We start from the raw sequence: 26,306 nt of genomic DNA, 5'->3' as shown, positions 1-26,306 counted from the left end.
TCGCGCTCGAAACACACTCGCAACACTCAAGCGAAGGAACCTCGAATGCAAGCTCACGATTTACCGGCACGCGCCGCTTTGCGCGTCGACGGTGCGCGTCTCTGGGACAGTCTGATGGTGCTCGCCCGCATCGGCGCGACGCAAAAGGGCGGCGTGTGCCGGCTCGCATTGACCGAGCTCGACAAGCAGGGTCGGGATCTCTTCGTCGCGTGGGCGAAGGAAATCGGCTGTACGGTGCGCGTCGATGCGATCGGCAATATCTTCGCGCGCCGTGCGGGTACACGCGACGATCTCCCGCCCGTCGTCACGGGAAGCCATATCGATACGCAGCCGACCGGCGGAAAGTTCGACGGTAACTATGGCGTGCTGGCAGGGCTGGAAGTGCTGCGCACGCTCAACCACAACAACGTGCGCACGGCCGCGCCGATCGAAGTCGCAGTATGGACCAACGAGGAAGGCTCGCGCTTTGTCCCTGTGATGATGGGTTCCGGCGTTTTTGCGGGCGCGTTCACGCTCGAGCATGCACTCGCGCAGGTGGACCGCGCAGGCGTGTCCGTGCGCGATGCGCTCGCCGCCATCGGCTACGCGGGCGAGCGCGTCGCGGCGCACGACGTGGGCGCGTATTTCGAAGCGCATATCGAACAGGGTCCGATGCTGGAAGCGAACGACAAGGTGATCGGCGTCGTGCAAGGAGCGCTCGGTCAACGCTGGTTCGACGTGACGATCGACGGCATGGAAGCGCATGCTGGCCCGACGCCGATGGAGCTACGCCGAGATGCGCTGCTCGTCGCGGCTGACCTGATTCGCGCAGTCAATCGCATCGCGCTCGACCATGCACCACATGCGCGCGGCACCGTTGGCTGGGTCGACGTGCATCCGAACTCGCGCAACGTCATTCCGGGCCGCGTGAAGTTGACCGTCGATCTGCGCGCCGCCGACGATGCGACGCTTCTCGCGATGGACCGCGCACTGCGTGACGCATGCTCACAGGCGAGCCTGCCGGTGACGATAGACGAGGTTGTCTACTTCGCGCCGCAACCGTTCGATGCATCGTTGGTAGCATCGGTGCGCGAGAGCGCCGATGCCCTCGGTCTGACGTCGATGGACATCGTGAGCGGCGCGGGCCATGACGCCGTGTATCTCGCGCGCGTGGCCCCTGCCGCCATGATCTTCGTGCCATGCAAGGACGGCATCAGTCATAACGAAATCGAGGATGCGCGCGCCGATCATCTCGAAGCCGGATGCAACGTCCTTCTGCAAGTGATGTTGCGCGCGGCGAACGCGTCTGTCGAAGGAGCGCGCGCATGAAGATTCTCATCGCACGGATGAATCACGAGACCAACACGTTTTCGCCGGTCGCGACGCGGCTCGAGGCCTTCGGTCGCGACGGTCCCTGCTATGGCGAGGATGCCTTCAACGAGAACGCAGGCATGCGGACAGCGATGTCGGCATTCATCGATGCGGCACAACGTGAACATGAGCAGATCGTCACGCCGGTATCGGCATCCGCGAATCCCAGCGGGCGCGTGGCTGCCGAGGCGTATGACGCGATATGTCAGTCGATCGTCGAGGCGGCTCCGGGGTGCGATGCGGTCATGCTCGATCTGCATGGCGCGATGGTTGCCGAGAATTCGCCGGACGGCGAAGGCGATCTGCTCGAACGCGTGCGACGCGCATTACCGCATGCGCCGATTGCGGTATCGCTCGATCTGCACGCGAACGTGACGCAGAAGATGATCGACAACGCAGATGTGATCGTGAGCTTCAAGACCTATCCGCACGTCGATATGTATGAAAGCGGCGAGCATGCAGCGCGCTTGTTGCTCGATCTTGTGCATGGCAGGGCGAAGCCGGTTATTGCATGGGCGCAGCCGCCGTTGCTCACGCATACGCTCAAGAGCGCGACCGCCGATGGCGCGATGAAGCGCGCCGTCGATGGCGCGCGCGCGGCCGAACGTGAAGACGGCGTGCTGGCCGTGTCGGTGTTATCGGGCTTCTCGCTCGCGGATATCGCTGCGCCGTGCATGAGTGTCGTGGTGGTCGCGAACGGCGAGCAAGCGAAGGCGCAAGAGGTGGCGAATCGTATCGCCAGGCAGATATGGGACGCGCGCGAGGACTTCGTCTATCGCAGCGCGCCGCTTGCAGAGTCCGTGTCGGAGGGCGCGGCGCTTGCGCGCGAAGCGCACGGGCCTGTGCTTCTGCTCGATCACGGCGATAACTGCATGTCGGGCGGAACGTGCGATACGACCGATGTGTTCGAAGAAGCGTTGCGGCAGGGACTAGAAGGCATCGTCGTCGGACCGTTGTGTGATCCGGAAAGCGTTGCGCACCTTTTCGAAGCGGGGGTTGGCGCGACGGTCACCGTTCGCATCGGCAACAAGCTCGCGAGTGTCGCGTCGCGTGGCAAGCCGCCGCTCGAAGTGACCGGCATCGTGCGTGAGTTAAGCGACGGCGAGTACATCATCAGCGGCCCGACCTACACGGGACAGCGTGCATACATGGGGCGCGCGGCCGTCATCGAAACGCGGGCGGCACGCATCCTCGTCACCGAGCGCACGCACGAGCCGTGGGATCTGGGCGTGTTCGAAAGCGTCGGTATCGATCCACGCGGCGCCCGCTTCTTGATTTTGAAATCGCGCATGTATTGCAGGCCGGTATTCGTCCCGATTGCGGGCGGACTCGTCGAATGCGATAGCCGCGGCGTGACGAGTTCGGACTACGGGTTGTTTCCGTTCGATAACCTGAAGCGGCCTGTCTATCCGATTGATACGAACGCGGAATATTGATTGAGGAGCCGCCGGGCATCTAGAACTGCACAATGCTGCCCGCCTCTACCCGTGAAGACGCCTAGCCAGCGGCGTTATGCACCGACTCGCCGGCTGTCGAAGGACCGGCTAGATCGAAACAGGCAAGCATCGCGCCCGGGCCGGGATAAATGACGCTGCAGCCCGCTTCGCGCAGACTGGACTCGGTGAACTCGCCCGACAGGAAGCCGATGCAACTCATGCCCGCCGCGCGCGCAGCCTGCGCATCGTATGGACTGTCGCCAATTGCAACGGCCTCCCAACCCTCGACGCGGAGCTTCTCCAGCACGGCTTCGAAAAGATCGGGCGCGGGTTTCGAGGCCTCGCCGTCGTCGGATGATGTAGACGCATCGAGAAGGTCGGTGATGCGTGCGAGATCGAGATTCACGTCGAGCTTCCGCTTCTTGGCCGATGACGCCACGGCTACCTTCAGTCCCGCTCTACGGACCCGCGCGATCAGGTCAGGCACGCATGAGAACGGCCGAACCATCGGCAGATAGTGCGACCGGAAGTGATCGGCGCGCCATTTTCGAGCGCTTCGCCATAATCCTGCTGCTCGGCGTCCGAGAGAAACACCGGAATGAGCTTGTCGCCTCCCTTGCCGATCTGACTGCGGGCCTGCTCGAATGTCACCTGATGGCCAAAGTGCGCAAAAGCTCCTGCCAGGCGCGCGCATGGAGATCGACCGAGTCGACCAGTGTTCCATCGACATCTAAAATCGCAGCTTTGAGCATGAAACGTTGTCTCCGACGTATATAACTGGATGGATTCGCTCGGGACGCGTCATCGCGCGCTCGCCCGGATCGAACTCGACAATCGCCGAGAAGCGTTGTGCGGGCCGCAGCCAGTCGCGGCTGTTCTGCACCGTCGGCAGCCTGCCGGGCGGCGCCTCCTGTCCGACGCTCACGCCATAGCCGATGCTGCGCACTCGTCCTTCGAAGACATCACCGGGAAGCGCATCCAGCGCAATGGCGACGCGGGCGCCTGGTCTCAGATGGCCCAGATTGTTTTTGGTCATGTCCGCGCTGATCCAGACGTCGCGGATCGCGATCAGCGTCATGACGGGCTTGCCCGCCGCCGCGAACTGGCCCACTTCAGTGCCGAGATCAGTGATGACGCCGCCCGTGCGCGCCGTGATGCGCGTGTTGGTCAAATCGAGCTCCGCCTTCTCGACCGCGGCCGCGGCGCTGCGCAACTGCGCATTCTCCGCTTCGACGCCGCCTTGCTGCTTCCGTGCGCGCTCGACTTCGGCACCCGCCGCCGCGACCTGACTTTGCGCCTGCTCGTAGGTGGCACACGCGACTTCCAGCCGCCGCAGCGGGATCGTGCCCTCGCGTCCTCGCGATAGAGCCTTTCGAGCCGCTTGCTGTCCTGCCGCGCCTTGACCTTGTTCGCGATCGCCGCACGCAACGATGCGCGCGCCGAATCGATTCCCGCCGTGCCCGCGCCGATCTGGCGGCGCATGGTTTCGAGATCCGAGCGCGCCCGGTCGGCGGCGATGCGATATTGCTCGCTGTCGATCTCGAACAGGACGTCGCCCGCGTTGACCTCCTGGTTGTCACGGACCAGCACGCGCGTCACGCGGCTCGAGACTTCGGCCGCGACGCCGTCGATCACCTGCTTCGTGACGTTGAAGAGGCTCGTCAGGTTCGTGTCGTTGACCGCCGTCCAGTCCTCGTGCGTCGTTTTGGAAACACGACATCGCGCGTAATGCCCGCGTTATTGACAAGCACGTCGACTTCGCCGGCTTCGGCCTTGACTATCTCGAACGCGTTTTTCGTTGATTCCCAGTCGCCGACGTTGCCCTCGGAGGCAATGAAGTCGAAGCCGAGCGCCTTCTGGTCTTCGATCCGTTTGAGCCGTCGCGGAGAGTTCGGCCCGCAGCCCGCGACGACCGTGAAGCCGTCCTTGTGGAGCCGTTGGCACACGCGATGCCGATGCCGCCCATCCCGCGCGTTGCATACGCTGCTCGCTTCGTCATGCTCGACTCCCTCTTCGTTATGGGGCGCGCGCCCGAGAGCGCCGCCCGCTTGTCCCTTTTGTTACCGATGCCGCTTTCAGTGTTACGGCCGCTTACAATAAAGGATAAGCTCGCTCGCATGGCCGGTGCTTCGCTGGCTCGACAACCCACCGAGCGGCGAGCGTCTGCAATTGTTCGTCTGCAAGCATGAACTCGTAAAACGGCGCTTGAGCAAGCTGGCGCTCGAACATGGCGACGACCTCGCACAAGCATTTATACGTAGCATGGTCCAAGTGCCAGCTACCTGCGTCCCGGCGGGATCGCCGGCATCGTTCAATCCCCTCTTGGGCCTCCCGGAAGATTGTCGGCTCGAGCGTCATTCCGGTGGATGCGCCTACCAGCATGGTTTTGAGAGTCAACTGCAGCATGCGCGCGAGGTGATCACTGTTACCAAATCCCGTGCGAAGGGCTTCCAGGATCAGATGATACGAAAGCGCCAATTCGACGGCGACCGCTGGCGACATCGGAATCGACATGGCGTGCGCATAACGTCCAGCCTCGGGAATCAGGCTCGCGGCGAGCGAGCGTTTCGGCAGACTCACCCAAACGGTTGCCAAGCCCGATTCGCGACTCATCTTTAGGCGCCCGTCTCTGCAGTATTCGAAGAAAGCATTCGCTTTACGATGAGCGCAAGAGGTAACGTAAAACAGAAATGGGACATGAAACCGCCAATGATGACACCGGGGTCGAGGTAGTTAGGGTGATTGTCCGAGGCAATCGCGATCGCGACATGCATCACTATCCACGCGAGAATCGCGTAGAACAGTGCAACGAAAGTAGCCTCGTAGCCGCGTCGTCTGAAGTACGGCCAGATCAGCGCGAACAGAACGCCCCAGGCAATGGCGAAGACAAAGTGAATCCCCGTACCGATGACATAGGCCCAGATACCAATGGACTCTTGAAAAGACTTCCCAAAAACCAATCCGGTGGCATTGCGCGGAATGCCCGCAAGCGGCATTAGGTGCTGGACGCCAACCCAGACCAACGCCTCGTATGTCCAAATAACGATCCCGCCTGCCAGCCCGCCCGCCACGCCTGCGCGAACGATGGCATGGAATCGACGGCGGGACGTTTTCGTTCCGACTTGCGAATGGTCAGAGGTGTTTATCGTTGCCTTGACATGGGTGCCCATCTGCGTCTCCTGTACGGGTTGCCGCCGCGCTCTATTTGCGCTTGAACTTTAGAAAGTGGTCGGTGCAACTGGAAGACGGGGTTAACCAGATCGCCAGGTTTGCGATGCACGCTTTACTCAGAGCTACGCGGCCGCCAATGCGGCCAGGCTCCTTGCGCGGCATCGCTGCGTGTCCATCTCTCAAGCCGTTCGACAGATCGTCGTTCAGGACGCGATAAGGAGAGGCAATAACTAAATTAGATGTGACTCGCGAGGATTTCGCAATCGCACGAGCGTGCCGCCGCTGCCGACGACGAAGTCAGAATCCTTTGTGAAGCGTCGGCGCGTTAAGTTACAGCCGGGACCAAAGCCTGGCGACGCAAAATGCCTAGGTGCGTTCGATCCGGTCGATCCGGTTCATCCGCGTGCGAGCGCTTTTGAGTTAGGGTGCCTTCCACAGCTTCTCCGCTCCAAATGCAGGTGCTGCAGCTTGAAACGACAATCTCTCTGCCGTTGGCCTGACCGCGAGGCGAGTCCGCGACGGCACAAACCACCGTCGCACAAAGGTCATTGCCCGTTGCTTCCGCCTTCGCGCAGACTGGTGTCGTCAGCAAAGACAAAAAACTAGAACCAACGTAGCGGCATCGCTTCCAAAGGCGTTGCCGCGACGACAGCTTGCCGATTCCGAGTCGTCGTCATGGCGGCCACGCGAGCGGCGCTCAAGTGCTTTCCGCCCGTGCGTCAAGTCGCGAACCAGGACGACGGTTCGTAGGACTGTTGCGCGAGAATGCGATTGTCACGCGACGCAATCGAGAAGTGGACGGCCCCGGGCGGCCGGATACAACGACGGCGTGATTGGTGCATTGTATTCCGCCCTTATTCATCTCCTCGGGCAGTTCCCAATGGTTTCCTGCGCCCCAGCCGCTAGACTCGTCGAGGACACGACGAAGAAGCCCCGTTTTTCGGTAGGCGCGGCTGGCGCGTCTTCAGCAGGAAGTGCGACGACAGATGAAATCCGAAAATTCGATGCATGTGAAGTTCAGCGCACGACAAGCGGGCGATCCCTGTCGGCGGCTCACCTATTGGAATACTCTGGCATCTGAGCGCATGGGCAAGCACGCTTGCATCTCGGCGCCCGACATAGGTCTCGACGCACGTTACAGCGGCTACCAGTGCGGCGCAATCGGCGTCCACCTGATCGAAGCGGACGAACACGTGATCGAGCGCTCCCATTCGCACATCCGATGTGACGCGCGTGCTTCTGTATTCGTCAATCTGTTGTTGTCGGGCTCCTCGTTTCATTACCGTGGCGGCAGCGCAACTGCCCTGCAGGCAAGAGACATGTTGATTCACGACACGTCGCACCCGTACTTGCATGCGTTTCCGGCTCGCAAACAGCTGCTTATCTTCGATATTCCAACTGCATTGTTCGCCAGCCGCTTCGCGCGGCCAGACCAAGCGCGGCTGCTTCATCGGGAGACGCGCAGCGCCGCTGGCGATACCGCTGCCCGACATCTGGCTGGTTATGCGCTGGCCGGACCGCTTGCCACGCATGCCGTGGACAATCGCTCCGAAGGCGGCATACTGAGCGCGCTGGAATGGCTGCTCGACCCGCCGACAAAAGCCACATCGTCACGCGCGGCGCAACTGTTGATGTTGGCGAAGGCCTATATCGACGCCAATCTCTGCAACGAAGCACTCAATCGCGATCAGGTGAGCGAGCATGTCGGCGTGTCGACGCGGCATCTCGAACGCGTGTTCGGGGAAACAGGCGAGTCTGTCGCGCAGCACATCCAGGCGCGTCGTCTGGAGCGGGCGCTCGAAGATGTGCTGGCCGGCGCCGCACGCGGAGGAATTGGCGACATTGCGTTCCGCTACGGATTTGGCAGCCACGCGCACTTCACGCGCGTATTCCGCGCCCGCTACCATCTAACCCCGAGCCAGGTCCGCGACGGTGCGGTGGCGACCTAACACCACCGCTCGTGCGTTGCGTGTGATGCCTAGTTGCCTAGCTGCGCCGGGAGTTCCTCCGGCGTCGACGCCAGCACACCGTCCACCGGGCAATCTACCTTTCGCGCAACCAGCGGCGCTGTCTCTCGCAACCACAGGGAAAGAAGTCCCGCAGTGACCGCGCCCGCAGTCGATATCGTCATTACGACCGATAAACCGAACCGGTCGGCCGCAAACCCGGCCACCGTGGGCGCAACGAAACCGCCCACCAGTTCGCCGACGCCCATGATAGTGCCGAGCGCCGTTGCAACGTAGTGCGGTGGCACCGTCTCTGCCGGAATGGTCGCCATGAAGAGCGAGAAGCAGCCGAGGCCCGCGTAGGTCAGCACCACTGCGACCGACAGGATGACGGCGTTGGAGCACAACAGAAAAGCGACCGGGCACAGTGCAGATACAAAGCTGAAAATGATCATCGCCCGGCGTCGGCCGATCCGGTCAGACAGCGCCGGAACGGCGAATCCCCAAATAACCCAGCCAATCCCGAGCGCAGACATCACGCCGCTCATCGTCGCGAGCGAGAAGTGCTTCACCTCGATCAGAAACGTCGGCGCGAATGAAATAAGGATGACGAACCAACTGAGGAACATACAGCTTATCAGCACGCATAGCAAGATATTGCGCTGACCCAGGACGACCGAAAGAGCAGTGGCGCTATGCGTCGCGCTTCCATCCCGCGCAGCGCGACTGCCTGTATCGGGGCGCACGAAGCGGCCAAGCGCGAGCGCCAGCACGAGTCCGGGAATACACGACACGTAGAAGGCATCGCGCCAACCGTAGTGGAGCGCGATTCCAACGATGACCGGAGGGCCTACAACCGCGCCGAGCAAGCCCGCTGACGAGCCCTGCACGAGCCCCATGTTCAGGCCCCGGCGCGAAGGCGTCGACGCTTCAACCATCAGCGACTGCGCGATGGGACAGACCGGCCCCTCCGCGAAGCCCATCATTGCGCGGAACAGCAGCAAGGTCATGAAGCCGCCAACCGCCCCGGACAGCGCGGACAGCAAGGAAAAGAGCACGACGGTCAGTATGAGAACCGGCTTTCTCCGGCCAGTGCGATCCGAATACGCACCGACGGATGCGCCCGAGATCGCCCACATCAACGCGACGACCGACGAAAGCAATCCCAACTGCCCGTGTGTAAGTCCTAGATCCCGCGCGATAAAAGGGAACAGGAAAGAGAGCGCCAGCCGGTCAAAAAAAACGAAGCCGAATGCCAGAAACAGCATGGCCAGCAGGCCGTTCTCATAAGTCGCAATGCGAGTCTTGTGCATGTCTCCTCCGTGGCGTGACGCGTGTTGCGAACCTCGTTCGACTCAGCGAAAGAGGCTGTCGATCAACTGCGCCCCAAGGCCGACCTTTTCGTAATGCTCCCGGCACATGGCAATGTATTGATGGACGTCGAAATAGCCGGTGCTATCGCCGTTTTCGTCGAGCCAGATCAGCGGACCTTTTACGATGAAAATTGCCTTCATGGGCTCTGGATAGTCGTAAGCGACAAGCGTGTGGCCTTCACCGGGCGTCTCGTAGACAAAGTCGCCGGCGTGCGCAATCCAGTCGTGCTCGAGGTAGCCCCACTTGCCGGACAGCGTATAGGCGAATACCTCGTGCGGATGGTAGTGACGGTTGACCAGACCGGCCTGCTTTGCATACAGGATGTCGCACCACTTGTTCTGTGTCGGTGAGATCCACAGTGGCCGCGACGATACCGTCTCCGTGAAGGGGACGTAGTAGCGCTCATCGGCGGTGGCGGCATCGGCAATGTACTGCTCGGGCGGTGCGTCGGGCTGAAAGACTTTCGAGATTGGTTTCAGGTCGCGCCAGAATTCGTTCGCTTCATTGAGCTTCATGTCGATGTCCCGTCGGGCAGTGAAAGACAAGCTAGCGTAAGCGCCGGCTACGCTTCGCCGTTATCGCGAGGAGGACAACCGCTTTGACGCAGCGGGACACCGCCTGTCAGTAGAAACCCGGAACAGCTCGGGCTTCGGATCGCAGTGAATCGCTGCACACAAGGGATCGCTAACCGAGTCGATGATGTCAGCGAGAAACGAAGGAAGGATCAAATGTCGCTGGCGGGTCGAACCAGCGAGCTCGCATCGTATAGTCCGGCAGACCGGCCACGCCACGAACTGCCGCCTCGCGTGCCGGCCCGTTCGTGGCGGCGTGTATGCGCCGCCCCGTCGGACGCGCCTGCCAATTCAATGCCCCGCTCGCAGCGAAGCCTCCCGCAACGTCCGCAGAGCCTCGCCTGTCGCCTCGGCTTCGGCGCGCAGCCAGTCGATGAACACGTCCGTATCGCGCCGCACGTTCGAGACAACCGCGTAGTACGACGCGCCACATTCTTCGAGCACGGGAAAGGGTGCGACGAGCCGTCCGCTTTGCAATTCCACGAGCGCGAGCGCCGGCGAACTCACGACTACACCCATACCGTCCGCGGCGGCTTCGAGCGCCGTCATCGCGTGTGAGAAATGATGACCCTGCAATTCGTTCGTCACCTCGATGCCCATGAACTCAGCCCACATCCGCCAGTAAGACAGGCCGCCGTGAACGATGCCGCGATCATCATGCAAGAGCGGCAATGTCATGAGCGATTCGGGGCGCTCGGCGCTCACAGTGGCCGCCAGCGCGGGCGGCAGGAGCGGCGTGAGCGTGAGCGGCAGCAGCGCATCCACGTGCAGCGGGTCATAGCGCCCGTCGCCGAGCACGATCACGACATCCACTCCTTCCAGTTGTTGGCGCACGGAATCCGCCTCCAGTTCCGCCGCCGTCCACGAATGTCCGAAGCCGAGCATCCACGAGACGACATGCACATCCACGTCCTCGTGCTGCATGAGAAAGCGATGCAGACGCGGCATCAGCCACCGGTTGGAGAACGACGGCGGGCAGCTCACCGTGAGCGTTTGCTTGTCTTTGAAGCGCGCGAGCAGATCGATCGATTCGCGCAGCGTGCGGAAGCTCTCGCTCAGCTTCGGCAACCAGAGCCGGCCCGCCTGCGTGAGCACGATGCCTTTTTTAGTGCGTTCGAACAGGACGACGCCGAGGTAAGTCTCAAGCGAATTGACCTGATGGCCGATGGCGGCCGGCGTCACGTGAAGCTCTTCGGCAGCCTTGCGAAAGCTCAGATGACGGGCGGCGGATTCGAACGCTCTCAACGCGTTCAGCGGCGGTAACGGCGTGGGCATCGTACTCGTCGAGGTAGATGGCGCGTGGCGGAGGGACACTAGAAAAATTCGCGAACAGCACAAGAAATCCTCGTGTGACATCGCGGGACCGCGCCGATAGACTGGGTGCCTCAGAAAAACGGATTCGTCATGGAAACAACGCAACCAGCCAGTTCTCAAGCGGTCAATTCTTGCACAGAACTGCTCGCGCTCAAACGCGAGCTCGTGGCGGCGAACCGCGTGCTCGCGCATCTCGGCGTGCTCGATGCTTTCGGCCATGTGAGCGTGCGGCATCCGAATCGTCCCGGCGAGTTTCTCATCTCGCGCTCGTGCGCGCCCGAACTCGTCATCCTCGACGACATCATCACGATGCGTCTCGACGGCTCGATATCGGAAGGCGACGGCGCGAAGCCGTACCTCGAAGTACCGATCCACGCCGAGATTTATCGGGCGCGGGCGGACGTGCGGGCCATCGTGCACAGCCATGCGCCTTCTGTGATTCCGTTCGGTGTGGTAACGCACCCTTTGCGGCCCGTCTATCACATGGCCGGTTTTCTCGGCAAGGGCGCGCCCGTGTTCGACATTCACGCCTGCTTCGGCTGCACCGACATGCTCGTGCGTGCGCCCGCACACGGCGAAGCGCTCGCCCGGACGCTCGGCGATGCGTCCGTGGCACTCATGCGCGGACACGGCTATGTCGCGACCAGCGAATCGCTTCCCGGCGCCGTCTATCGGGCGATCTACACCGAGCGCAACGCCGCGATCCAGCAGCAGGCCATCGCGATGGGCGGGCCAGTGACTTATCTGGACGAAACCGAGGCGCAGCTCGCCGACGAAACCAACATGGGCGCGGTCGCCAAGCCCTGGGCTTTATGGCGACGCTACGCGGACGACGCGCGATGACATCGACGACCTGAATCGCCCGGTACGCGGTCACGCCACCTCAACTAAAAGATCCGACCAGGAGACACATCATGGCGCAAGCCCGCCTGACTCTGGAAGAATTCGTCGATTCGCAGCCGCTCTCGCGCACGCAGGTGCTGATCGGCGTGCTCTGCTTCGTCGCGGTGCTGCTCGACGGTTTCGATTCGATCATGGTCGGCTATATCGCGCCCGCCATTCGCGCCGACTGGAGGCTTTCGCCGGCGCAGCTTGCGCCGTTGTTCGGCTCGGGCGTCATCGGGCTGATGATCGGAGCCATGCTGATTGGGCCACTCGCTGACCGCTTCGGCCGCAAATCGGTTCTCGTAGCGAGCGTCGCCTCGTTCGGCCTGTTGACGTTCGCCGCTTCACTCGCGACATCGCTCCCGGTGATGGTCGCCTTGCGCTTGTGTGCCGGTCTGGGTCTCGGCGCGACGATGCCCTGCGCGATCACGCTCACGTCCGAGTTCTGCCCGCGCCGGCATCGCTCGCTCATGGTCACGACGATGTTCTGCGGATTCACGGCCGGCGCCGCCGCGAGCGGCCTGCTCGCCGCCTGGATTGTTTCGCACTTCGGCTGGCGCGCGGTGTTCGTCATAGGCGGCCTGTTGCCATTGCTGTTCGCGCCGGCGCTCGCGATCGGCCTGCCCGAGTCGCTGCGATTTCTGTCGCTGCGCCGCGATGCCGGCACGCGTATCGCGCGCATCGCCGCCCGGCTCTTTCCTTCGTCCGATATCGCCGCCGTCGATCTCGCCACGCATGCGGACACCCGCAGGCGGTTTCCCATCGCCGAACTGGTCGCGCCGGGCGTGCGAGCAGGAACGGCGCTTATCTGGGTCGTCTATTTCGCCAACCTTCTCGTGCTGCTGTTTCTCAACAGCTGGCTGCCGACGCTGCTGGTCGGTCACGGCCTGTCGATCATGCGCGCATCGGCCTTCGCCTCGACGTTCCAGCTCGGCGGCGCGCTCGGCTCGATCGCCATCGGTTATGTGATGGATCGCGTGAGCCCGTGCCGCGTGCTGGCGGCGTCGTTTCTCGTCGGCGTGCTGGCGCTTGTGCTGGCCGCGCACGCGGGTCCATCGGCCGTCGTGCTGCTGCCGCTGATGTTTGCAATCGGCGTGGGCACCGGCGGCGCGCAGACCGGCGCACATGTGGTCACGTCGTCCTTTTATCCGACATCGAGCCGCGCCACCGGCATGAGCTGGGCGCTCGGCATCGGGCGGATCGGCTCCGTGGTCGGATCGATGGCGGGCGGCTTCCTGCTCGGCCTGCACTGGAGCGCATCCGCGATGCTTACGCTGATGGCGGGCGTGCTGCTCGTCGCGGCAATCGGCGCCGCGTGGCTCGGACCCCTCATGTACCGCGCGACACACGACGCGCCGGCCCCACGCGCCCGTCCCGCATCCGCGACAGGCGGCGGCGTTGCGGAGTGACGGCGCGGCTCCGTTTCCCCTTCTATAGCCCGACCGCGAAGCGGCCCCGCACCGGACGGCTCGCCGCCGCGTGCACGCGCGCGTCTGCGCCCTCGCCGCACCGACGAGTTGCCCGCGCTTGTCGCACATCAATCGACCGTCTTTCGCTGCCCTGCTGGTCCAGCAGCCGAGACATTGGCCCGTCGTATCGCGAGCCGAACCTCGATTCGAGCATCGGCCCGCTAATCAGCCGACAGCGCGTCTATCCGTTGCTGTCAGCCGTCGCGACTTGAGGCGCGCACGCGGGCGTCATATCTTCCAGAAAAATCGAACAACACACGTATAAGGCGAGGAAACCGGGAAACACTGCTAGCATCGCCTCTGCCGTTTAGCACGCTTATCTCTGAACAATGAACAATTCGACCGCCCGCGGCATCTCGCTTGGCCCACTGCCGTACGTCGTGGCCGCGACGTTTTTCATGGAATACCTCGACACGACCATCATCGCGACGGCGTTGCCGCAGATGGCTTCGTCCTTCCACACGAGTCCCAATGCGTTAAGCCTCGGGATGAGCGCCTACATGATCGCGCTCGCCATCTTCATTCCGGCAAGCGGTTGGGTCGCGGACCGCTTCGGGTCGCGCAGTGTGTTTTTCTCCGCCATCGTGACCTTTACCATCGCGTCACTGCTGTGCGGACTTTCCCAGGATGTCGCGCAATTCACGGCGGCGCGAGTACTGCAGGGCATCGGCGGCGCGCTGATGGTGCCGGTAGGCCGGTTGACCGTGGTGCGCAGCATCGACAAGAAGCATTTGATGCAGGCGATATCGACGATCACATGGCCCGGTATCGTGGCCCCGGTGGTCGGGCCGCCGTTAGGCGGTTTCATCACCACCTATGCCTCGTGGCGCTGGATTTTCCTGCTGAACCTCCCCGTCTGCCTGGCCGTGCTGGCCGCGGTCCTCAAGTGGGTGCCGAACCTGCGCAGCGACGAACGCCGACCGTTCGATGTCGGCGGGCTCATTCTCAGCGGAATAGCGCTGACGGCCATTTTGTACGGCGCCGACATGGCGAGCCAGTCCGACACCGATCCGTGGCTGGGAATTGCCATCATCGGCGTTGGCCTCGTCTTCGGCGCCGTCGCTTACCGTCACGCGCTGAGACGGCCGCATCCGCTTATCGACGTGACGACGCTGCGGATCCCGACTTTTTCCGTGACAGTGGTGACGGGCACGATCACGCGCATCGGCATTGGCGCGGTGCCTTATCTGTTGCCGCTGCTGTTTCAGATTGGCTTCGGCCTGTCGGCATTCCGGTCGGGGTTGCTGTTGCTCGTGAGCGCGCTCGGCAATCTCGGCATGAAGGCGCTGACAACGGTGATTCTCAAGCGGCACGGCTTCAGAAATGTGGCGATCATCAACTCCGCGGTGTGCGGCGTGGTCACGATGGCGTGTGGGCTCCTCACGCCCGCGTCGCCGCTTGCGCTCACGCTATTCGTGGTCTTCGTGTATGGCCTGACGCGCTCGATGCAATTCTCTTCGCTCGCGACGCTCGCCTACGCGGATGTCCCGCCGCAGCAAATGAGCGGCGCGAACACCATGTGGAACGCGGCGCAGCAGATGAGCATCGGCCTTGGCATCGCGTTCGGCGCGCTCGCTTTGCGTGCCGCATCGTCGTATCACAATACGGGAGTCGCGCAAGCGCATATGTTCACGCTGAGCGAATTCCGGTTCGCATTCATGTGCGCCGGCGCGCTTACGCTCGCTTCGATCTACGGCTACGTGAGGCTCGCCCGCGATGCCGGGCACGCGCTTCGGGGCACATCTCGTCGATAGGACGGGGCGCGCCGGAAGCCACTTCACGGTCACGTTTCAGTCGTTGACCTCGCGAAACGGTTACTGCATCATCTTTGCATGAACTTCCTCACGCTCACTACGATCACTACTATCACGACCGCTTTTGGCGGGCCGTGAGGTCGGTGCGTGAGTTCAAATACCGTATCGCCCCAAGGCCCCGCCAGTGATGGACGGGGCGTTGATGTTTCTCCGTGCGTCACTTGCGACATTAGTGGAGAAACACAATGCAGAATCCTCATGCCAGGCACCGTGCGCTGTTGGTCGTCGACATGCAAATCGGCTTGTTCAGCGGCTCTAAAGCACCGTACGACGGGGCGCAAGTTCTTGCGAACATCAACGAATTGATCCGAAGGGCCCGCAGTGTCGGTGCGTCGATTTTCGCTGCCCGACATACTGGCGCTGAAGACTCACCCATTGCGCCCGGCAGCCCGCTTACGCAACTGTTGCCGGACTTGGCCATCGATGCGGCGGCGGACGTAGTGTTCGACAAAGGCCGGCCCAATTGCTTCCTGGGAACCGGGCTTGCAGAAATCCCTACGCGCAGCGTCCGTGGAGGAACTGGTGATCGTCGGAATGAAGACCGAATACTGCATCGACACGACCTGCCGGGCAGCTGCGGATTTGGGCTTTCATCCCGTACTGGTGGCCGACGCGCACACCTCGATGGACACGTCCGTTCTGTCTGCGCGAGATATCATCGACCGCCACAATCGGACGTTGGAAGGGCCGTTCGTAAAGCTCGTGCGCACGGCCGAGTGTTCATTCTAGGGCGCCCGGATTGGTGATTGTGTCGCCCAGTCGGCAATTCGGAGTTCGACCGGACGCCGGCGCGCCGCTCCCCTGGCCGCCGCATCCCGGCTAGACTGGGGCGCACAACGCAACTTGAATGAACAGCCATGACCGATTTCCTCACCGCCGAAGCACTTTCTGAGCGCGCTCGATCCGCCGAAATACAGTCGGCCGGCGTGATTTGCGACTGCACGAAGACCCCGCTCGACGGCTGGCAATCGCAGCCACTGTCGCTCGACGAAACCTATCTCGTCAGAGTCGGCACGCTCATGCGCGAGGATGATCCCGAGCCGACTTACGCCGAGTATCCGCCCGGTGCGTCACCGTATTGGTCGGCGAATGCACCTATCGCGCCACACTATTTTCCCTACAACCGCTGCGATGTTTGGGCGTGCAAACATTGCGGACGGCTTTATCTCCGGTACACGGAAGGCGGTGGCTACTTTGTGGATCGGCGCATTCGCGAGGTAAAGTCGCGGCTCGTTGTGGACGCCGAGCTCTGACGAGGGCTCGAGCAACGCGTTCATGGGGACAGTCGATGCGCGCAGTCAGCGTGGCCGCGTCTCTTCGATGAATCGCTCGAGCAATCGCTTCAATTGCTTCGCGTTGCGCGAGCCGAGCGCATCTTCGATGGCCGCATGGTGCGCATCCACAGAGGGCCGCAGGCGGCCCAACAACTCGACGCCTCGTTCCGTGATGTAGACCAGCACCTTTCGGCTGTCCGCGTCGTCGGCGGCGCGCAGCACGAGCCCGCGGCTCACCAGCTTGTCGACGTTCTTGGTGAGCGCGGGCAGGTTCATCAGAACTTGTTCTGCAAGCTCGCTCATCGAGTAACCGACTTCATCCGACACCGCATGCAGGATGCGCCAATGTTCCTCGTTGACGCCTTCCTCAGCGGTGAGCTGCGCAAGCTGGGACTTCATCTGCCGATGCGCGGACGCAATGAGCCAGGCGAGGTACGAAGAGAGATCGGATTCCGGCATGGTAGATGCTTGAAGAGAAGCGGACAACACGAGTATTACGCAAACAAATACTGTTCGGGAAAATATCGGTGCACGGAGCATCGGCCCGGTAAGTGATGGTGCGCGCGTGCCATTCTGTTGTGCATTACCTATATCTGGAATCCCCGAGCGGACCATTGATGGAGCATCGTAAACGTTCCCGCCGTTCAAGGCAGGAGATGACGATCGCATTGTGTGTGCCCCTGGGCGGTTCGGCCGGCTTGTGGGGCCCTTGCGCGCTCGCATCGGCGAAACTTGCAGTCGAAGAAGTCAACGACGCATCGGGCATGGCGGGACGCCCTTGCAGGCTGCTCACGATCAACGCAGGCGACGACGCGCGCGAGCTCGAATCCGCGCTGGAAGCGCTGATCGAAGATGACGCGATAGACGCGTTGGTCGGCATGCATACGAGCGCGGTGCGGCTGGATCTCGTCAAGGCGGTCGCCGGGCAGCTCCCCTTCATCTATACGCCGCTTTACGAAGGCGGAGAGCGCACGCCGGGCGTGTTCGCCATCGGCGAAACCACAGCGCGGCAGCTTCAGCCTGCAATTCACTGGCTTCATTCCGAGCATCGGCCGAAGCGCTGGTTCTTCGTTGGCAACGATTATGTGTGGCCGCATGCGACGCATCGGCTTGCGCACCGCTTGGTCAACGAAGCAGGCGGACAAGTCGTCGGCGAATGTGTCGTGCCGTTCGGCACAGGTGACTACAGCGAAGTCCTCGACGCCATTCGTAAGCAAAGCGCGGATGCGCTGCTGCTTTCCCTGATCGGTCAGGACACCATCGACTTCAACCGTGCGTTCGGCGAAGCCGGTCTCGCAGACCGCGTCGTGCGCCTCTCGTGCGCGCTCGGCGAGAACGAATTGCTCGGTATCGGGGCGCGCAACACGGCATTGTTGTATGTCGCCTCAGGCTATTTCGCGTCGCTGCAAACCGATGCGAATCTCGCCTTCAAAGAACGTTATCGCGGACGCTATGGCGCGCGTGCGCCAACGCTCGACACCTTCGGCCAGTCGACATACGAAGGCGTCCATTTCCTCGCCGCACTCGCCGACGATGCACAGCGCCGCCGGCTATCCCGCGACGCCGGTCTCGCGCAACTCGGCCTGACGCCGCTGAGCTATCGCAGCGCGCGCGGTGCGGCCTACGCAGGCGGCCGTGTGAATCATGTGCCGATCTATCTCGCGCGTGCGGAAGGCCATCATTTTGAAGTGATCTCGCGAATCTGAGGCAGTGCTGCCAGAAAGAGCACGCACCATTACCATTTAGTTTCCAAGGAAAATATTTTGTTGACTTGGAAAATATGTGTTTCTACCATGACTCGCAGATCAGGGACCCGCTGCACGAAGTCTCCTGTTCACTCTCGCCGCGTCTGCATGGACCCTCAACGCAGGCGGCAGTCCGTCATGAATCAGTTCGAGTGAGGAAGAGTCATGGCAGTGAAACGTCCCACGCCCGCCCAGCTTGACGAAGTCGCCACCAGTCTCGGGATGCATCTGTCCGAGGAGCAGCTTTCTACCTATCACGCTATGCTGCAAGCGAATTTCGATGCGTATGACGTGATCGATTCGCTGCCGGATTACGTCCCGCGCGTCACCTATCCACGCACGCCTGGTTATCGCCCATCTGCCGACGAAAACCGCTACGGCGCCTGGTATGTGAAGACCGAAGTGAAGGGTGCGCCCACTGGCAAGCTCGCCGGAAAAACCGTCGCGCTCAAAGACAACGTATGCCTCGCAGGCGTGCCGATGATGAACGGCGCGTCCACACTCGAAGGCTACGTGCCCGATGTCGATGCCACCATTGTCACGCGTCTGCTCGACGCGGGCGCAACGATCGTTGGCAAAGCGACGTGCGAATACTTTTGCTTCTCGGGCGGCTCGCACACGAGTTCGCCCGCTCCGGTCCATAACCCGCGCAAGATGGGTTATTCCGCAGGCGGATCGTCATCGGGCAGCGCGGCGCTGGTGGCCGCAGGCGAGGTGGATCTCGCCATTGGCGGCGACCAGGGCGGCTCAATCCGGATGCCGGCATCGTATTGCGGCATCTACGGCATGAAGGCTACGCACGGCCTCGTACCTTACACGGGCGTCATGCCCATTGAACTGACGATCGACCATACCGGGCCGATGACCGCCAATGTGACCGACAACGCGCTGATGCTCGAAGTGCTAGCCGGTCCCGATGGCCTCGATCCGCGGCAGCATGCAGGACAAGTCGCGAAGCCCTACTCGGAGATCATGAAGGAAGGCGTGCGCGGCTTGCGCATTGGCGTGGTGAAGGAAGGCTTTGGCTGGCCACAGTCGCTGGAAGCATCGGATGCGAAAGTGCGCGCGGCTGCCGATCATCTTGCCGAACTCGGCGCGCAGGTCAGCGAAGTATCCATTCCCATGCATCGCATCGGTCCCGCGATCTGGTTGCCCATTGCCGCCGAAGGCGCGACGCAGCAGATGATGAAGGACAACGGCCATGGCTACAACTGGAAGGGTCTGTATGTAACCGGCATGGTGGACTATCACGCCGGATGGCATGAGCGCGCGGATGAACTGTCCGAAACCCTGAAGATCACGATGGTGCTCGGGGAGTATTTCATCCGGCACTATCGCGGTCACTTCTATGCGAAGTCGCAGAACTTGTCGCGCCAGCTCACCGCAGCCTACGACGCGGCATTCGCCGACTACGACCTTCTGCTGATGCCCACCCTCCCGCTGGTCGCCACGCCGCTGCCCAAGCCGGGCGCGAGCGTCGAGGAAGTGATCACGCGTGCGTTCGAGATGTTGCCCAATACATGTCCCTTCGATTGCACAGGGCACCCCGCGATGAGCGTGCCCTGTGGAACGGTCGATGGCCTACCGGTCGGCATGATGCTGGTGGGCAAGCACTGGGACGAAGCCACCATCTACCGCGGGGCCTATGCGTTCGAACAATCCGTCGACTGGATGAAACTCTGAAGCATCGAAGCGCCCGCAACGCCTTGCGCATTTCTCGCCCTCCCTTTTCGGAACTGTATATGGATCGACGTTCGTTTCTGAAGTCGTCCGCGGCGTCGGTGGCCGCGGGCATGGCTGGATCGTTCCCGTTCATCGCCGAAGCCGCCGACGAAATCCTCGTGGGCGGTATCACGGATCAGTCGGGCGGTCTCGACATATACGGCAAGCCGATGGCGGATTGCCTGACCATCGCCGTCGAGGAATGGAATGCGCAGGGCGGTCTGCTCGGCAAGCAGATCAAGCTGCTCAACTACGATCCGCAATCGAGCATGCAGCTGTATACGCAGTTCGCGCAACAATCGGCGTTGAAAGACAAAGTGGCCGTCGTGCACGGCGGAATCACTTCGGCATCTCGAGAAGTCATGCGGCCGGTGCTGGACCGTTATCGCACGCTCTATTTCTACAACACGCAATACGAAGGCGGCGTATGCGACCGCAACACGTTCTGCACCGGCGTGACGCCGGGGCAGACGGTCGCCAAGCTGATCCCTTATGCGATGAAACAATGGGGCAAGAAAGTCTATGTCGTCGCGGCGGATTACAACTACGGACAAATCACTTCGCAATGGGTGAAGAAGTTCGTGCAGGACAACGGCGGCTCCGTAACGTCGATCGACTTCTTTCCGCTGGACGTGACCAACTTCGGCTCGACCATCTCCAAGATCGAATCCGCCAAGCCGGACATGCTCGTGTCCGCGCTCGTCGGGGGATCGCATGTTTCGTTTTACCGGCAATGGGCGGCGGCCGGGCTTCACAAGAAGATTCCCCTCGCCTCGACGACCTTCGCGGGCGGCAACGAGCAGATCATCCTCTCGCCGGAGGAATGCGACGGCTTTCTCGTCTCCTACAACTACTTCGAAAATCTCGACAACCCTGTCAACAAGGCATTCAAGGAGCGCTTCCACAAGCGCTTCGGTGCGAACTATCCGAACATCACCGAACTCGCGATGGGTACGTATCAGGGCTTTAATCTGTGGGCGCAGGCGGTTAAGAAGGCAGGCAGCATCGACCGCATGAAAGTGATCGAGGCACTCGAGTCGGGCATCAGCATCGATGCGCCGAGCGGTAAGGTCTCTATCGATCCGGCCACCCATCATTGCGTGCTCAATGTGAGCATCGCGCAAGTAAAGAATCACAAGCTCGACATCGTGCAAACGTTCCAGAACCAGCCTCCGGTCGATACGAGCGCAGTGTGCAATCTGATCAAGAATCCGCGCGACAACCAGCAGTACGTCATCAAGCTGTGAGGCGCGTGGTGCGCCGACATTCAGAGGAGCAACGATGGATCTTGCTGCGATCATCCTGATACAAGTGCTGTACGCGATAGCGAGTCTGGTGGTGATCTCGTCGGGTCTCGCGGTCATCTTCGGCATGATGAAGGTGATCAATCTCGCGCACGGCGAATTCATGATGCTGGGCGCGTATGCCGCGATCGAAGCGATACGGCTCGGCGTGAATCTATGGATTGCGATCCTCGTTGTGGCGCCGCTCGTCGTCGCGATCATCGGCGTTGCTCTGGAGCGCGTGGTCATCCGGCGGCTGTATGGCCGCATGATCGATACCATGCTCGCGACCTGGGGCCTGTCGCTCTTGCTCATCGGAATCGTGACGTCGATTGCGGGCAATACGACCGCAGGCATCTCCGCGCCGCTGGGCAACTTTCCCATCGGCGGCTACTCGGTGAGCAGCTATACGCTCGTCATCATTGCGGTGGCGGTCGTCATTGGCGTGGCGCTGCGCTGGGTGCTGCTGCACACGCCGCTCGGGCTCATTGCGCGCGGCACGATGCAGAACCCGCAAATGGCCGACGCGCTCGGCATCGCGCCGGGACGCGTGTACTCGATCACGTTCGCGGTCGGCGCGGCGCTGTCGGGACTCGCGGGCGGCCTGCTCGCGCCGATGACCGGAGTCGTCCCGACCATGGGCGGCGCGTTCGTCGCGAAGGCGTTCATCACAGTGATCGGCGGCGGCCCTGCCATCGTGGCGGGACTCATCAGCTCGTCGGCGCTTTTCGGCGCGATCAATCAGATTGCGACTTTTGCTTCGACGCCCGTGTTCGGCGAAGTGGCGTTGCTCGTAGGCGCCATTGTCATGCTGCGGCTGCTGCCACGCGGCATCACCGGGCGCTTTTTCAAAGGAGCATTGTGATGACGCCCGTCAAAGCCAGCCGCGCGATGCCGGTGCCCGACACGCTATCGCGCTTCTCCAGGTCGTGGAAAAGCGCGGCGGTTTCGCTCGCGATTGGCCTTGTCATGCTGATCGTGCTGCCACACGTGCTCGACGACTTCGCGCTCGTGCAGGCTACCGTCTACGCCGTCATGGCAATACTCGCGTTGAGTCTCGGATTCGTATGGGGCTTCGGCGGCATTCTCTGCTTCGGGCAGTCCGCCTTCTTCGGGCTCGGCGCCTATACCTATGCCATTGCCGTGACGAACATGGGCGACAGCACCGTGCCGTTCATGCTCGCTATCGTGCTGCCCGCGGCGTTCGCCACGGTTCTCGGCTATCTGATCTTCTACGGACGCCTCTCCGATGTGTACATGGGCGTCATTACGCTCACGGTCACGCTGATTCTCTTCAACGTGGTCAATTCCACCGCCGGTCCCGAATGGAAGATAGGCAATGCGCCGCTCGGCGGCTTCAACGGCATCCCGAACATCCCGCCGCTCAACACGCCGGGCAACATAGACGACGTTATCAGTCCGCGCGGCCTTTTCGAACTGTCGCTCGGCGCACTGCTCGGGGTGTACCTGCTGCTGCGAGTGCTGCTTGCGTTCAAGATCGGACGCGTCATCGTGGCGAGCAAGGAGAACGAACAGCGCCTCTTGCTGCTCGGTTACGATTCGCGCGTCTACAAGCTCTTTACGTTCGTGCTGGGCGCGGCCATCGCCGGGCTGGCGGGATGTCTCTTCGCAAACTGGGGTGCATTCACGAGCCCCGGCATCTTCGGACTGGCGCAGTCGGCGCAGATCATCATCTGGGTGATCGTCGGCGGGCTCGGCACGCTCGTGGGGCCGGTCGTCGGGTGTGTGGCCATTCAATGGCTCACCACGCAGATCGGCACGCAGCAGACCATCAACTCGAATCTCGTTCTCGGCGCGATCCTCGTCGTGTTCGTGCTGATGGTGCCGAAGGGCATTGTGCCGAGCATGGGCGATCTCGGCATGAGGCTGTTTGGCGCGGCTCGGCGCAGAAGGCCCTTATCGAACGACACACATCAAGCGCACGAACTGCAGGAGACCAACGAGCGGCATGAGACACGCAAGGAGGCCGCATGACGATGCCCTTGCTCGAAACGCGCAAGCTCAACGTCCGCTTCGGCGGCGTCCATGCAACGCGCGACGTCGACTTCACGCTGGCGGAAGCAGAACTGCGCTGTGTGATCGGTCCGAACGGCGCGGGTAAGAGCACGTTCTTCAAGCTGCTGACGGGGCAGGTCAAGCCGACATCGGGCGAGATCCGTTTCCGCGGCATGGACATCACGGCGATGCAGCCGCACGAGCCGGCGCGTCTCGGCATCGGCATCAAAACGCAGGTGCCGAGTCTCTTTAACGGGCTTTCGGTATGGGAGAACGTATGGCTTGCCGCGCGCCGCGTGAATACACCGCGGCAGACGGAACGCGTCGCGCGCGAGGTGCTGGAGCGTGTGGGCATGCTGTCTCATCGCGATGCGATCACCGGGCTGCTGGCTCATGGCGAACGTCAGTGGGTGGAACTGGCCGTCGTGATTGCCGCGGACCCGCCGCTGATCCTGCTGGACGAACCCGCTGCGGGCATGAGCGATCTCGAAGTAGCGCGAACGGCGGAACTCATTCTGGAGATCAACAGGCGGCACGCGCTCGTCGTGGTGGAGCACGACATGAGCTTCATCCGGCGCATCGCCAAAACGGTGACGGTGCTGCATCAGGGTGCGATCGTTCGGGAGGATACGCCCGAGCGCATTATGAGCGATCCGTTCATCCAGCAGATCTACCTCGGCAAGAAGCCGCACTGAACCGGAGGCGCGATGCTGAAAGCAACAGGGCTGTGCGCGGGATACGGCGAGATCCCGGTGTTATTCGAAGTGGCGCTGAGCGTGCGCGATGGCGAATCGATCGGCATACTCGGGCACAACGGCATGGGCAAGACGACCCTGCTGCGCACGCTCATCGGCGCTTTGCCGGCGACGGCGGGCGCGTTGCACTTCGACGGTCATGACATCACCACCCTGCCGCCGCATGCGCGCGCCCGACGTGGCATGGCATACGTGCCGCAAGGGCGCGAGATCTTTCCGACGCTCACAGCGTATGACAACCTGCGGCTCGGTCTGGTAAAGACCGGGCGCAAACCAGACGAGGCGCTGGGCGCGCTGCTCGACGACTTCCCGCGTCTGAAGCCCTTGCTCGACCGCCAGGGCGGATCGCTGTCGGGCGGCGAACAACAACTGCTGGCACTTGCTCGTGCGTTGGCGGGCGAGCCATCGCTGTTGCTGCTAGATGAGCCGACAGAAGGCATCCAGCCTTCGATTATCGAGGAGATTGGCGAGACGCTCGTCGCATTGCGCGAGCGCCGTGGCCTGACCATCGTGCTCGTCGAACAGAATCTTGACTTCATCGCCGCTGTGTCGCAGCGCGTGTTGGTGATCCGGCGAGGTCAGCTCGGCGGGGAGATTCCCCCCGACCATCTGATGGACCTCGACAAGGTCAGCGAATACACCGGAGTGGCGGCGTAGGTATCGTGTTAGTGGCCGTGCAGCGGGTTCCTCTCCTCTCGCACTGAATGCCGCTCATCGATCCATCTCGTGCCAACGAAAGGGAAGCGTCGATTCTCGCGGAGATTGCATCGAGCGCGGAGAATGCCCGCGCTGGCGCTGCATCGTGGCGGCGCGCGGCATGTCATCGCGACGCCGGGTGCGAATGGAGTTCATACCATCGGGGAAACCTGGAGGGCGCGCACCGGCGTGCTCGCTTCACGACTGGCGGCAAGTTGCATGCTCAACCACGCATCATGCATGCACAGCCGTGCATCCCGAGACGCGACGCAGTGCAACTCCGCGCCTGACTAATCCGGGGATGCTTCGATCTCGACGGCCTCGGGATCGAAGCCTTGCTCACTTACCGCCCGCCTGACAACCTCGGGGCTGGCGCAGCCGCTGATACCGCCGATCACCTTGCCATCGACGACCAGATGTCCGGACCATTGTCCGCTTGGGGCACGGAATATCCTGAGCGTGAGCGACTTCATCGCACGTGGGGGCCATAGTGGCTGCATAGAGACGTGACCATCATACGGCATGCCGCGCTGCGCCAAAATTCAGTTCAGCGCATTCGCGCGGCGAGCGGGTCTTACTCGAGTTCCTGCAATTGCTGATGCAGCGCCTCCACTCGTTGCAAGTGCGCTGTTCCCCGCTCTCGCAAACGTTCGGCAGCCAGCGAGCAGATGAGATTCACCATCGAGGTCACGCCTGCCACACTGTCAAACATCATCATGCCATCGGTGTGGCAGCGGATCACCCAGCGCGCGAGGCGCGCGGGCTTGCCCGAGATGACGTCGGAGACATAGAGCGTGCTGACGCCTGCCTCGGCCAGCGCCGCCATCGCGAGTTCGACGGCTGGTACGCGCCGCCGCAATCCAATCACGATGGCGAGATCCTTCGCTCCGAGGTCGCCGATGTATTCCGCAAGCGTGTCGCCCGGCGCCGGCAGCACGGTCACATCGCCACGCACCTGCACGAGTTCGCGGCGGATCATCGTTGCAATCGTGTGGCTGTGCCGGTAGCCGATGATCACCACGCGCCGCGCACTCGCCATGCTGCTCACCACTTCGGTCAGCACCTGCCGGTCGAGCGAGCGGTATGTGTTGGCAAGGTTGGTGACTTCATGATTCATGTGCGCTTCGATGATTTCATCGAGACCGCCACCCGATTCCTTCCTGCCACGCTCCTGCAAATAGAGCGGCGAGCCGCCCATCAAGGCGTTCTTCGCGGTTTCGCGCGCGTCGTCATATGACGCGTAGCCGAGCTTCTGAAAGAAGCGAGTAGCCGTGGCCTTCGACACCTGCGCGCTCGCCGCGAGTTCGGTCGCCGTCTGCATGGCGAGTTGTCCGGGCGCGCCGAGGATCACGTCCGCCAGCCGCTGATCGATTTCCGACAGCTGGTCATAGCACGCCGCAATCCGGCTTTCGATGGACGCCGGCCGCTTGTTCTTCTTCGTCTGTGATGAAGCCATGAGTGTGTGATTGACGTTGCGTCGGGAT

25 protein-coding genes and 3 pseudogenes are annotated in these 26,306 nt (G+C 62.2%); 16 read left to right on the top strand and 12 right to left on the bottom strand.

The genetic code is table 11. The features are described 5' to 3' along the window. Positions 1–45 precede the first annotated feature (45 nt). Positions 46–1,308 (top strand): Zn-dependent hydrolase, encoded by a 1,263-nt coding sequence (locus tag NCR37_RS25920; RefSeq protein WP_250475670.1) that lies wholly within the window; start codon positions 46–48, stop codon positions 1,306–1,308. Next, positions 1,305–2,786, top strand: coding sequence for a M81 family metallopeptidase (locus NCR37_RS25915; protein ID WP_250475669.1), 1,482 nt, complete (start codon positions 1,305–1,307; stop codon positions 2,784–2,786). The genes NCR37_RS25920 and NCR37_RS25915 overlap by 4 nt, the downstream gene beginning before the upstream one ends. A 61-nt stretch (positions 2,787–2,847) precedes the next feature. Here the strand turns inward: NCR37_RS25915 and NCR37_RS25910 are convergent, their stop codons facing one another. The 6 genes and pseudogenes from NCR37_RS25910 to NCR37_RS25885 form a co-directional block, all read right to left on the bottom strand. Then, positions 2,848–3,294 carry an HAD family hydrolase gene (locus tag NCR37_RS25910; protein WP_250475668.1) on the bottom strand — a complete coding sequence of 149 codons (447 nt, stop codon included), beginning with the start codon at positions 3,292–3,294 and terminating at the stop codon, positions 2,848–2,850. Then, positions 3,261–3,437 carry a hypothetical protein gene (locus NCR37_RS25905; protein ID WP_250475992.1) on the bottom strand — a complete coding sequence of 59 codons (177 nt, stop codon included), beginning with the start codon at positions 3,435–3,437 and terminating at the stop codon, positions 3,261–3,263. The genes NCR37_RS25910 and NCR37_RS25905 overlap by 34 nt, the downstream gene beginning before the upstream one ends. A gap of 133 nt (positions 3,438–3,570) precedes the next feature. Next, positions 3,571–4,409: pseudogene (locus tag NCR37_RS25900) on the bottom strand (HlyD family secretion protein); the annotation flags it as partial. Continuing rightward, a pseudogene (locus NCR37_RS25895) lies at positions 4,406–4,785 on the bottom strand (SDR family NAD(P)-dependent oxidoreductase); the annotation flags it as partial. The pseudogenes NCR37_RS25900 and NCR37_RS25895, both read right to left, overlap by 4 nt. Before the next feature lie 92 nt (positions 4,786–4,877). Beyond that, on the bottom strand, positions 4,878–5,399 hold the full coding sequence (locus NCR37_RS25890) for a hypothetical protein (RefSeq protein WP_250475667.1): 522 nt from the start codon (positions 5,397–5,399) through the stop codon (positions 4,878–4,880). A 2-nt stretch (positions 5,400–5,401) separates the two neighbouring features. Further along, entirely contained in the window at positions 5,402–5,956 is a 555-nt protein-coding gene (locus NCR37_RS25885) for a hypothetical protein (RefSeq protein WP_250475666.1), read from the bottom strand. Between the two features lie 987 nt (positions 5,957–6,943). Between NCR37_RS25885 and NCR37_RS25880 the strand changes: the two genes are divergently transcribed. Next, the gene (locus NCR37_RS25880) at positions 6,944–7,906 is read left to right on the top strand and encodes a helix-turn-helix domain-containing protein (protein WP_250475665.1); all 963 of its coding nucleotides are present in this window, start codon (positions 6,944–6,946) and stop codon (positions 7,904–7,906) included. A gap of 29 nt (positions 7,907–7,935) precedes the next feature. On the opposite strand, the gene NCR37_RS25875 is transcribed toward NCR37_RS25880, so the two are convergent. The 3 genes from NCR37_RS25875 to NCR37_RS25865 form a co-directional block, all read right to left on the bottom strand. Continuing rightward, entirely contained in the window at positions 7,936–9,216 is a 1,281-nt protein-coding gene (locus tag NCR37_RS25875; RefSeq protein ID WP_250475664.1) for an MFS transporter, read from the bottom strand. Between the two features lie 42 nt (positions 9,217–9,258). Beyond that, a complete protein-coding gene (locus tag NCR37_RS25870) occupies positions 9,259–9,792 on the bottom strand; it encodes a 2,4'-dihydroxyacetophenone dioxygenase family protein (RefSeq protein WP_250475663.1) in 534 nt (177 codons plus the stop codon). A gap of 348 nt (positions 9,793–10,140) precedes the next feature. Further along, positions 10,141–11,124 (bottom strand): LysR family transcriptional regulator, encoded by a 984-nt coding sequence (locus NCR37_RS25865; RefSeq protein WP_250475662.1) that lies wholly within the window; start codon positions 11,122–11,124, stop codon positions 10,141–10,143. A 129-nt stretch (positions 11,125–11,253) separates the two neighbouring features. Between NCR37_RS25865 and NCR37_RS25860 the strand changes: the two genes are divergently transcribed. The 6 genes and pseudogenes from NCR37_RS25860 to NCR37_RS25840 all read left to right on the top strand — a co-directional run bounded on the left by NCR37_RS25860 (position 11,254) and on the right by NCR37_RS25840 (position 16,584). Continuing rightward, positions 11,254–12,006 carry a class II aldolase/adducin family protein gene (locus NCR37_RS25860; protein WP_250475661.1) on the top strand — a complete coding sequence of 251 codons (753 nt, stop codon included), beginning with the start codon at positions 11,254–11,256 and terminating at the stop codon, positions 12,004–12,006. A 71-nt stretch (positions 12,007–12,077) separates the two neighbouring features. Beyond that, positions 12,078–13,457 carry an MFS transporter gene (locus NCR37_RS25855; protein ID WP_250475660.1) on the top strand — a complete coding sequence of 460 codons (1,380 nt, stop codon included), beginning with the start codon at positions 12,078–12,080 and terminating at the stop codon, positions 13,455–13,457. 389 nt (positions 13,458–13,846) lie between these two features. Next, positions 13,847–15,271: a DHA2 family efflux MFS transporter permease subunit gene (locus NCR37_RS25850; protein WP_250475659.1), complete on the top strand. Its 1,425-nt coding sequence runs from the start codon at positions 13,847–13,849 to the stop codon at positions 15,269–15,271. A 245-nt stretch (positions 15,272–15,516) separates the two neighbouring features. After that, positions 15,517–15,765: pseudogene (locus NCR37_RS28770) on the top strand (isochorismatase family protein); the annotation flags it as partial. A 76-nt stretch (positions 15,766–15,841) separates the two neighbouring features. Beyond that, a complete protein-coding gene (locus tag NCR37_RS28765) occupies positions 15,842–16,060 on the top strand; it encodes an isochorismatase family protein (protein WP_502800594.1) in 219 nt (72 codons plus the stop codon). A gap of 128 nt (positions 16,061–16,188) precedes the next feature. Further along, on the top strand, positions 16,189–16,584 hold the full coding sequence (locus NCR37_RS25840; protein ID WP_250475658.1) for a hypothetical protein: 396 nt from the start codon (positions 16,189–16,191) through the stop codon (positions 16,582–16,584). 45 nt (positions 16,585–16,629) lie between these two features. Here NCR37_RS25840 and NCR37_RS25835 read toward each other — a convergent pair whose 3' ends face one another. After that, positions 16,630–17,064 (bottom strand): MarR family winged helix-turn-helix transcriptional regulator, encoded by a 435-nt coding sequence (locus NCR37_RS25835; RefSeq protein WP_250475657.1) that lies wholly within the window; start codon positions 17,062–17,064, stop codon positions 16,630–16,632. 197 nt (positions 17,065–17,261) lie between these two features. On the opposite strand from NCR37_RS25835, the gene NCR37_RS25830 reads away from it, so the two are divergent. The 7 genes from NCR37_RS25830 to NCR37_RS25800 all read left to right on the top strand — a co-directional run bounded on the left by NCR37_RS25830 (position 17,262) and on the right by NCR37_RS25800 (position 24,783). Then, complete coding sequence (locus NCR37_RS25830; protein ID WP_250475656.1) at positions 17,262–18,311, top strand: substrate-binding domain-containing protein; 1,050 nt, start codon at positions 17,262–17,264, stop codon at positions 18,309–18,311. 204 nt (positions 18,312–18,515) lie between these two features. Next, positions 18,516–20,033 (top strand): amidase, encoded by a 1,518-nt coding sequence (locus tag NCR37_RS25825; protein WP_250475655.1) that lies wholly within the window; start codon positions 18,516–18,518, stop codon positions 20,031–20,033. Positions 20,034–20,092: 59 nt separating this feature from the next. After that, positions 20,093–21,319 (top strand): transporter substrate-binding protein, encoded by a 1,227-nt coding sequence (locus NCR37_RS25820; protein ID WP_250475654.1) that lies wholly within the window; start codon positions 20,093–20,095, stop codon positions 21,317–21,319. Between the two features lie 34 nt (positions 21,320–21,353). Continuing rightward, the gene (locus tag NCR37_RS25815; RefSeq protein WP_250475653.1) at positions 21,354–22,220 is read left to right on the top strand and encodes a branched-chain amino acid ABC transporter permease; all 867 of its coding nucleotides are present in this window, start codon (positions 21,354–21,356) and stop codon (positions 22,218–22,220) included. Further along, positions 22,220–23,350 carry a branched-chain amino acid ABC transporter permease gene (locus NCR37_RS25810; protein WP_250475652.1) on the top strand — a complete coding sequence of 377 codons (1,131 nt, stop codon included), beginning with the start codon at positions 22,220–22,222 and terminating at the stop codon, positions 23,348–23,350. Before NCR37_RS25815 ends, NCR37_RS25810 begins: the two co-directional genes overlap by 1 nt. Beyond that, positions 23,347–24,066 carry an ABC transporter ATP-binding protein gene (locus tag NCR37_RS25805; protein ID WP_250475651.1) on the top strand — a complete coding sequence of 240 codons (720 nt, stop codon included), beginning with the start codon at positions 23,347–23,349 and terminating at the stop codon, positions 24,064–24,066. Before NCR37_RS25810 ends, NCR37_RS25805 begins: the two co-directional genes overlap by 4 nt. 69 nt (positions 24,067–24,135) lie before the next feature. Beyond that, on the top strand, positions 24,136–24,783 hold the full coding sequence (locus NCR37_RS25800; RefSeq protein ID WP_250475650.1) for an ATP-binding cassette domain-containing protein: 648 nt from the start codon (positions 24,136–24,138) through the stop codon (positions 24,781–24,783). Between the two features lie 329 nt (positions 24,784–25,112). Here NCR37_RS25800 and NCR37_RS25795 read toward each other — a convergent pair whose 3' ends face one another. Together NCR37_RS25795 and NCR37_RS25790 are read right to left on the bottom strand one after the other, a co-directional pair. After that, positions 25,113–25,295 carry a hypothetical protein gene (locus tag NCR37_RS25795; RefSeq protein WP_250475649.1) on the bottom strand — a complete coding sequence of 61 codons (183 nt, stop codon included), beginning with the start codon at positions 25,293–25,295 and terminating at the stop codon, positions 25,113–25,115. A gap of 101 nt (positions 25,296–25,396) precedes the next feature. Next, positions 25,397–26,278, bottom strand: coding sequence for a MurR/RpiR family transcriptional regulator (locus NCR37_RS25790; RefSeq protein WP_250475648.1), 882 nt, complete (start codon positions 26,276–26,278; stop codon positions 25,397–25,399). Positions 26,279–26,306: the final 28 nt, after the last annotated feature.

Origin of the sequence: Caballeronia sp. GAFFF1, assembly GCF_023630705.1 — a bacterium.
GTDB lineage: Bacteria > Pseudomonadota > Gammaproteobacteria > Burkholderiales > Burkholderiaceae > Caballeronia.
The sequence above is the reverse complement of the archived record's forward strand: the minus strand, read 5'-3'. Positions and strand labels throughout refer to the sequence as shown.

Bases quoted from the DNA above. Each gene is read 5' to 3' on its own strand.
- NCR37_RS25855 (WP_250475660.1), top strand. From the start codon at position 12,078: ATGGCGCAAGCCCGCCTGACTCTGGAAGAATTCGTCGATTCGCAGCCG.
- NCR37_RS25830 (WP_250475656.1), top strand. From the start codon at position 17,262: ATGACGATCGCATTGTGTGTGCCCCTGGGCGGTTCGGCCGGCTTGTGG.
- NCR37_RS25885 (WP_250475666.1), bottom strand. From the start codon at position 5,956: ATGGGCACCCATGTCAAGGCAACGATAAACACCTCTGACCATTCGCAA.
- NCR37_RS25810 (WP_250475652.1), top strand. From the start codon at position 22,220: ATGACGCCCGTCAAAGCCAGCCGCGCGATGCCGGTGCCCGACACGCTA.
- NCR37_RS25890 (WP_250475667.1), bottom strand. From the start codon at position 5,399: ATGAGTCGCGAATCGGGCTTGGCAACCGTTTGGGTGAGTCTGCCGAAA.
- NCR37_RS25910 (WP_250475668.1), bottom strand. From the start codon at position 3,294: ATGGTTCGGCCGTTCTCATGCGTGCCTGACCTGATCGCGCGGGTCCGT.
- NCR37_RS25875 (WP_250475664.1), bottom strand. From the start codon at position 9,216: ATGCACAAGACTCGCATTGCGACTTATGAGAACGGCCTGCTGGCCATG.
- NCR37_RS25920 (WP_250475670.1), top strand. From the start codon at position 46: ATGCAAGCTCACGATTTACCGGCACGCGCCGCTTTGCGCGTCGACGGT.
- NCR37_RS25860 (WP_250475661.1), top strand. From the start codon at position 11,254: ATGGAAACAACGCAACCAGCCAGTTCTCAAGCGGTCAATTCTTGCACA.
- NCR37_RS25915 (WP_250475669.1), top strand. From the start codon at position 1,305: ATGAAGATTCTCATCGCACGGATGAATCACGAGACCAACACGTTTTCG.
- NCR37_RS25840 (WP_250475658.1), top strand. From the start codon at position 16,189: ATGACCGATTTCCTCACCGCCGAAGCACTTTCTGAGCGCGCTCGATCC.
- NCR37_RS25820 (WP_250475654.1), top strand. From the start codon at position 20,093: ATGGATCGACGTTCGTTTCTGAAGTCGTCCGCGGCGTCGGTGGCCGCG.
- NCR37_RS25815 (WP_250475653.1), top strand. From the start codon at position 21,354: ATGGATCTTGCTGCGATCATCCTGATACAAGTGCTGTACGCGATAGCG.
- NCR37_RS25795 (WP_250475649.1), bottom strand. From the start codon at position 25,295: ATGAAGTCGCTCACGCTCAGGATATTCCGTGCCCCAAGCGGACAATGG.
- NCR37_RS25790 (WP_250475648.1), bottom strand. From the start codon at position 26,278: ATGGCTTCATCACAGACGAAGAAGAACAAGCGGCCGGCGTCCATCGAA.
- NCR37_RS25835 (WP_250475657.1), bottom strand. From the start codon at position 17,064: ATGCCGGAATCCGATCTCTCTTCGTACCTCGCCTGGCTCATTGCGTCC.
- NCR37_RS25865 (WP_250475662.1), bottom strand. From the start codon at position 11,124: ATGCCCACGCCGTTACCGCCGCTGAACGCGTTGAGAGCGTTCGAATCC.
- NCR37_RS25880 (WP_250475665.1), top strand. From the start codon at position 6,944: ATGAAATCCGAAAATTCGATGCATGTGAAGTTCAGCGCACGACAAGCG.
- NCR37_RS25870 (WP_250475663.1), bottom strand. From the start codon at position 9,792: ATGAAGCTCAATGAAGCGAACGAATTCTGGCGCGACCTGAAACCAATC.
- NCR37_RS25825 (WP_250475655.1), top strand. From the start codon at position 18,516: ATGGCAGTGAAACGTCCCACGCCCGCCCAGCTTGACGAAGTCGCCACC.
- NCR37_RS25805 (WP_250475651.1), top strand. From the start codon at position 23,347: ATGACGATGCCCTTGCTCGAAACGCGCAAGCTCAACGTCCGCTTCGGC.
- NCR37_RS25850 (WP_250475659.1), top strand. From the start codon at position 13,847: ATGAACAATTCGACCGCCCGCGGCATCTCGCTTGGCCCACTGCCGTAC.